Source organism: Azoarcus taiwanensis (genome assembly GCF_012910885.1).
Classification (GTDB): Bacteria; Pseudomonadota; Gammaproteobacteria; order Burkholderiales; family Rhodocyclaceae; genus Azoarcus_F; species Azoarcus_F taiwanensis.
Genome location: NZ_WTVM01000169.1, coordinates 1 through 6890 on the forward strand (window position 1 = coordinate 1; position 6890 = coordinate 6890).

The following is a 6890-nucleotide window of genomic DNA, read 5'->3' on the forward strand; positions in this document are numbered from 1 at the left end:
GCTCAAGCTCGCCGCCGGCACTCAGGGTGGTGTCTGCGTGGCTGATCAGACGGGCTGCGGTCGCGGAGAGATCGCCCCCTGCCGCGATGTCGATGTTGCCGGCCTGGATGTCGACGCCGGTGGGTGTCGCACGCTCGGCGATTTCCCGGCTGGTGCGCTTGTTGCTGGAGAAGAGGCCGCTGGACTTACGGTAGCTGCGAGCGTCAAGCGAATAGGTGTCGTAGGCGGCTTCGAGCGTGACGCCGCCTTGGGCGGCAAGCTGTGCATCGCCGGGAGTGCGGATGGCGGTGCCACGCAGCAAGAGATCGTGCCCGGCGACTATGTCGATGTCGCCCCCTGCCGAGAGCGTGGTGACCCGCTCGGAGGTTGATGACTCCAGCCGCCAGTTGCGGCCGTCTCCTCGCTGCCAGTCGCGTCGATCGTGTTCGGCGGCGGTGCCCAGGGTGAGGTCGCGCCCGGCGGCCAACCGGAGCGCCTCGTTGCTGGTCAGATCCGAGCCGGCCACGGTGAGGTCGCCCCCGGCGGCGAGTGTGATGTCGGCCGCGCGCAGGTCGGCTGCGATGGCGCGCTCGCGCGAGACGTCGAGGCGGGACACGCGACCCGAGTTCATGTCGGTGAGGCGGCCGTCGATGCCCTGTGCATGCACGCCTGCGGTGATGTCGATGTTCGCACCGGCTGCCGCGGTGAAGTCGCCGGCCGCGTCGATGCTGGTCGCACGTGCGGCCAAATCGTTGCCGGCGAACAAGGCCAGGTTGCCGCCAACCTCGATCCGGCTGCCCTGGTCGCGGGTTTCGGTTTCGAGGCGCTCGCTTCGGGTGTGGGTGAGCAGTTCGGCGCGCTCTTCACGGACGATGTCCAGCGCGAGATCGCGCCCGGCGGCGAGCAGCGTGTCGCCGTCGCCGGTGTTGGCGAGATGGACCGCGGCCAGGCGCAGGTCACGGCCAGCAAGAAGGGTCATGTCGCCAGCGGCGTTATCGATCTTCAGGGTCTGCGCGATTCCGCTGCGCACCCCGTTGTCGGCCTCGGTGCGGTAGGTGGCGGCGGACAGGACCATGTCGCGCCCGGCTGCGAGGTTCAGACCGTTGTCGGCGGCGATCCGTCCGCCGGCGGCGATGATGTCGTTGTCGGCGTGCAGGACTACCTGGTTGCCCGAGACGGTGCCGCCCAGATTGGCGATGGTGTCGGCCGAGATGCTCACCAGCTGGCGGCCGGCGATGGCGCCCTGGTTGAAGAGCGTGCCGGCCGAATCGAGCTGGACCTGCGCTCCGGCGAGCAAGGACCCGGATGGAGAGAGATCGCCCTGTGGTGCGCGGGCGTAGAGGCGGGGTGCCAGGACACTGTGTGTGCTGCCGTCGGCGAGCGTGACCGAGGTTTCGACCAGCCAGACGATGTCGGTGGTGAGCGCGGCCATCTGCCCGGGGCTGAGCTCCACCCCGGGCACGAGCTGCCAGGTTTCGGCAAAGGCGATGCCGGCGTCCATCAGCGCGCGGTACTGGGCCTCCTGCTCGGCGTGGCCCTCGAGGAAACGGCGGCCCGTGAGTTGGGCGATTTGCTCGTTGAGGAGCCGTTGCTCGTAGAAGCCGTCGCCGAGACGTTTCTGCACCAGCGCGGGGTCCAGGCCGAGGCGGTCGAGCATGTAGTCGCTGCTGATCCAGTGGCGGAAATCGGCGAAGCGCGGGTCGGTTTCGATGAGGTAAAGCGCAGTGGGACCTGGCTGAATACCGAACAGTGCGTTGGGCGTCAGCGGGGTTGCCGCTGGGGGGCCGGCCTCTGCTGCGGATGGGAGTGTGCTCGAAGCCGCGAGCGAGATGGTCTGGTAGCCTGCGCTCTCGGCGTTCGCAAGCGCGATGGTTTCGACGACGGGCGCAGGTGCATAGCTGCGTTGGTCGACACCTTGAGCCTGGACCATGCCGCCCTGGCTACGCTTGATTCGATAGTAGCGCGTGGCGGTGCCGGTATCGCGTTCGATGCGCTGACCGGTGGCATCAAGGTTGAAGATGTCATCCGCCACGATGGCGAGCACGCCGCCAGCGAGGATACGGCTCTTGTCATTGATTACCGTGTCCGCCTCGATGTTGAGTGTGCCGAACGACTGGATGCTTGCGGGCGCGCGTGCCATGACCTGTGTTTCGGTGACGGTGCGGGTGTAGTTGTAATGAAAGTAGTCGTTGCTGCGTCGTCCGTCAGGAGTGTTCAGATAGAGCACCCATTGGTCGCTGTTGGGGCGGCCGAGGCGGATGCTGACCTCGTCCGCTGCGAAGCGTCGAGTCGAGCTGTAGTGTTGGTACTCCTCGATTCGCTGACGCTCCACTTGGACGGCTGCAGTCTGAAAGTGGGTGTCGGTGTTTGTCAGCGTATCGGCAGTGATCCGGAGATGGCCGCCGGCTTCGATTGCGGCGCTGGCGTTCGTTACGCTGTCAGCAGAGCCGACCGCTCTGTGGTCATGGTCGAGTTCACCGGCGATGCGCATGTCGCCAAGGCTGAGAATGAGGGCGTTGTCGCGGTTGCTCAGCGTCGCAACGCCCAGGTCCATGTCTGCGCGCGCTGCGATTACGGGTGCGTCTCCCGTCTCTCCCCGGTTGTGCAGCGTTTGGGCGTCGATCGCGATGGTGGTGGCGAAGATTCTTCCCTGACCATGGTTGTCGAGCGTGCCGGCTTCGATCAGCAGGGCGTCGGCGTCGATGAGGCCGGAGTTGGCAATGTGGTCTGCCTCCAGATCGAGTCGCGAGCGGGCGGTGAGCTGTCCGCGTTGGTTGTCCAGTCCTTCGCCGGAAACCGTGACCGAATGGCCGTGAATGCCGATACTGGGGGCCAGAGTGTCCGAGTTGTCGATGTTGCGGGCGGAGACGAGAATGTTCCCGTTGGCCTGTATCAGACCAGACCGGTTGTCGAGGTGCCTGCTGGCGTTGATCTCTATGGAGCCGGTGCTTTCGACTGTGCCGCCCAGGTTGATCAGGTCTTGCGCATTCAGGCTGGCGTGCTGGCCGGCGGCGATGCGGCCACCGGTGTTGTCTGCTGCGGTCGCGGCGCTGACCGTAACAGTTTGCAGAGACAGCACCTGGCCGCGATTGTGAAGCCCAGCATCGGTTTTGAGCGTCAAATGGCCGCTGGCGACCAGATTGCCGGTGTTTTCCAGACGGCCGTCGGCTGTGACGACGAGCTCGCCGGCGCTGGCGCCGATGTGGCCTGCATTTCGCACGCCGACGCCAGCATCGGTGCCGATCAGGCGAATGCTGTTCGCGTACATGCCCCCGAGCTCGGCGACGTCGATCGCGACGGCTGGCGCAGTGCCGGCATGCTCGCCTTCCAGCGGCGCTGTATGGCTTGCGGTCTGGGCGTCGATCATGGCGGCACCGGCGGTGACGTGGAGTTGTCTTGCCCAGATGCCGGCATTGACCTCGACCGCGTTTGCGATGATCTCGGTATGGGTCACCTGGCGTGCGTCGAGTCCTGCGCCTTCGATGCGGACCGTTCCGGTTTGCACCTGATAGCCTCTTAGGCTGCCGTTGTCGTACTGCGGTGTGCCGGTGGTCAGGGTCGCCCGGTTGGCATTGATGAAGCCGCAGCCGTCGCAGGTGATGCCCGACGGGTTGGCAATGACTACCTGCGCGCTACGCCCCGCGATTTCGACGTAGCCGCTGAGCTGGCTGGGGTCGGGCGAGACGACTTCATTGACGATGATTCGAGCCGTACCGCCCGACAGTTGCGGGTTGCCCTCCACCCAGCCGCCGAGCTGCGTGGAGGTGTCGCTGCGGCTGTTGTTGAGGATCAGACCGTGGGGGTCGACATCGAAGCGGCTGTATTCGTTGCGCGAGACGCCTGCGCTGCTGGGCCGGGTGATGTTCACCAGCGGGACACCGTTGGCGGCGCTGCCGATTGCTGGCTGGCGCGCTGCGGGAGCGTCACGATAGGCGACTACCTGTGCCTGGGCGCTGGTTGTGAACCCCGCCTGAATGGCAAGCGTCAGGATGCCGATGCGCAGAGCGAAACCACCGGTATGGGAGGTGCCCGCGCTGCGACGCGCCCCTGGTGAGCCACCAGCCAGGCTACGGGCGTTCTCAGCGGCGACCATGAGTGTGCCGCGATGACGGTTGAAGACGATTCGGTGCAGTCGTGAGTTCATGGTCGTTCCCCAGGGTTTCGTGTTTACCAGGACCAGGAAAGGTGAAATCCGGTGACTTTGCTCGACGCCTTGAAGCCATCCGGGCGCGACAGTGGCCAGCCGACGAAGGCGTCCCAGGAGAGTTGCTGCCAGTTGCCGCGTGTGCCGATGACTGCACCGGTGAGACGGCGTCCGACCAGCCGCTCTGCCGTGGGACCGCCGACCACGCCGTGGTCGAGGCCGGCGTAAACGCTGTGCAGGCCGGATCGGTGGTGCCAGGCGAGCTCGTTGCGAAGTAGCCAGCCGCGTTCTGCGAGCAGAATGGTTTCACCGTCGAAACCGCGCACCGTGTGGCGTCCGCCGATGGCGAAGCGGTCTTGCGGTACCAGTGGCGTGCGATGCCATTGGGCGCGCCAGTTGGTGCGGTAGCTGAAGAACTCGCCGGCGGCGGCGAAGGGCAGGGTCAGCTGGGCGTTGGCGGAGAGAACGCGCGGGCGCGCGGTTCCCATGCCGGAGGTCTCTTCAGGTGCCTCGATGGCGCCCAGCGCCGAAGTGCCGCGGCGAAAGTCGAGTGCGCCCTCCAGGGTGGCGTTGCCGAAGTGGGCGCGGTGTTGTACGCCGAGCGTCCAGCCTGCCATCCGGCGGCGCTGGATGCGGACCTCGGCGTCTTCGATGAAGTTGGCGGACTTGTTCAGATAGCCGCGTAGCGACACCGCCGACCGGTGTCGCGCACTGCGGTAAAGGGTGCGGCTGAGGCGCAGTTCGTGGTTCTCGCTGATGCCGCTGTAGCGGTAGTCCTCCACGCTCCCGGCCACTGTCTGACTGAAGCGGTTCTCACTTGTCGTGGCGCTGAGCGACCAGTGGCCGTATGGCACCGAGTAGTGGACGGTGTGCCCTCGGGTGTCGCGTGCGCCGCTCGTCTTGCCACGGTGGCCGCCGACATCTCGGGTGTAGCTGGCATAGAAGAGGTCGTTGAGCCTGAGGGGGTGGTCGACCGACAGCGCCGCAGTGGTGAGGTACTTGCCGGTGGTGCGCGATCCGCTGTCGTCCAGTGAAAGAGCGAGGCGCACCGGCCGGGCTTGCTGCCATTCGATCTCGATGTCGCTTTCGCCGGGCGCTTCACCGGGTAGGATGCGGATGTCGGTTTCGACGCTGGGCAGGCGCCGGAGGTTCTCCAGCCCCTGCTCCAGGTCGCGCAGGCTGAGCAGGTCTCCGGCGCGCATCGGCATTGCGTTGCTTGCATATGCGCGTCGGCCGCTTTCCTTGCTGAAACCGATGTTCCGCACTCGACCCGGGAGGGCGGTCAACACCAGGGTGCCATCGGAGAGATCCTGGGCCTGGGCGAGTACCCGGGTGGTGATCAAGCCGCGCGCGATGATGGCGTTCTGTGCTCTGGCCATGACTGCCGCGATGCCTTGGGTGCCCAGGCAACGGCCAATCGCGGGGTCGTCCGCCCGATCGATGGCCGCGCGGGCGAATTCAAAGTGTGCGTTGTGTTCCCCCTCGAGGATGATGCGGTCGATCACGAAGCACGGGGTTTCGTCCTCAGGGATGCGCTCGGCTGGCGGTGCGTCCGGTACACGCAGCCGCACTTGCGGCGTGGTTTCAAGGCGCTGACGCTCTTCGCGCTCGCGGCCCTGTTGACGCAGGAGTTCGACGGTGGGGTCGGGTAGCGGGTCGGCGATGGCTGCTTGGGCACCAAGTAGCGCAAGGCACATTATCAACCCTGCAGAAAAGGCGCGGTGACGGGCTCCGATGCAATGCCGGATGAGCGCTTGTGAGAATGTCTTTGACATAGCGCGGCGAAGTGTAACAAAACTTCAAGTGCATATGGTATTAGCATTTTTGTTCCTGTTCTGGGATCCGCATTGTTTCGCGTGGGCGTCTTGCTCCTGCGGACGCCAGAAAATTCAGCTTTAGCCCGATTGCGCGGACGCCGCGCTCGGCTATGCTTCGCGTCCATGAGTTCGAGTTTTCTTCAGGTTCTGCTCAGCGGTGTTGCGACTGGCTGCATCTACGGGCTGGTGGCCCTGTCCTTCGTGCTGATCTACAAGGCGACCGAAACGGTCAGCTTCATGCAGGGCGAGTTGCTGATGGTGGGTGCCTTTGCAGTGCTGGCGCTTAATGTCGCGGGCGGCTGGCCGATGTGGCTGGCGGTTCCGGGTGGGTTGGTGGCGATGGTCGTATTCGGCGCGGTGCTCGAGCGGGGGGTGTTGCGCCGGGCGATCGGCCAGCCGCATCTGACTGCGGTGCTGCTGACCTTCGGGCTGGGGATGATGATGCGCGGCTCGGTGACCACGGTGCCGGCAGCGAGTCATTCCATGCACCGGCTCGACCTGCCGTGGGCCGGTGAGACGCTGCAACTCGGCCCGGTGGTGGTGGCGTTGGAGCATGTGGCGGTGATAGGCGCGACCTGTGCGCTGGCGCTCGCTTTGACCCTGTTCTTTCGCTGTACCAAGGCCGGCCTCGCGCTGCGCGCATGTTCGGAGAACCCGCAGGTGGCCGCGCTGATGGGGGTGTCGGTGAGCGGCATGCACACCCTGGCCTGGGCGCTGGGGGCTGGACTCGCGGCCTGCGCGGGCCTGTTGCTGGCGCCGATCACCTTCGTGCATCTCAACATGGGACTGATTGCGCTCAAGGCGTTTCCGGCCGCGGTGCTCGGAGGCATGTCCAGCCTGCCGGGCGCGCTGATCGCGGGCATCTTCCTGGGCGTGGTCGAGGCCTTGGCCGGGCTTTATCTGCCCGAGGGCAGCAAGGATGTCGTGCCCTATGTGTTGCTGATGCTGGC

General features: G+C 65.8%; 3 protein-coding genes. 1 reads left to right on the plus strand and 2 read right to left on the minus strand.

Annotation, left to right across the window (positions count from 1 at the left end):
* Positions 1-4123 (minus strand): two-partner secretion domain-containing protein (locus tag GPA21_RS18220; RefSeq protein ID WP_168989522.1); only part of this gene is annotated, 4123 nt, incomplete at its 3' end.
* Positions 4124-4146: 23 nt separating this feature from the next.
* Entirely contained in the window at positions 4147-5820 is a 1674-nt protein-coding gene (locus GPA21_RS18225; protein ID WP_168989523.1) for a ShlB/FhaC/HecB family hemolysin secretion/activation protein, read from the minus strand.
* A 243-nt stretch (positions 5821-6063) separates the two neighbouring features.
* Between GPA21_RS18225 and GPA21_RS18230 the strand changes: the two genes are divergently transcribed.
* The coding region (locus tag GPA21_RS18230; protein WP_168989524.1) for a branched-chain amino acid ABC transporter permease at positions 6064-6890 on the plus strand (827 nt) is incomplete at its 3' end.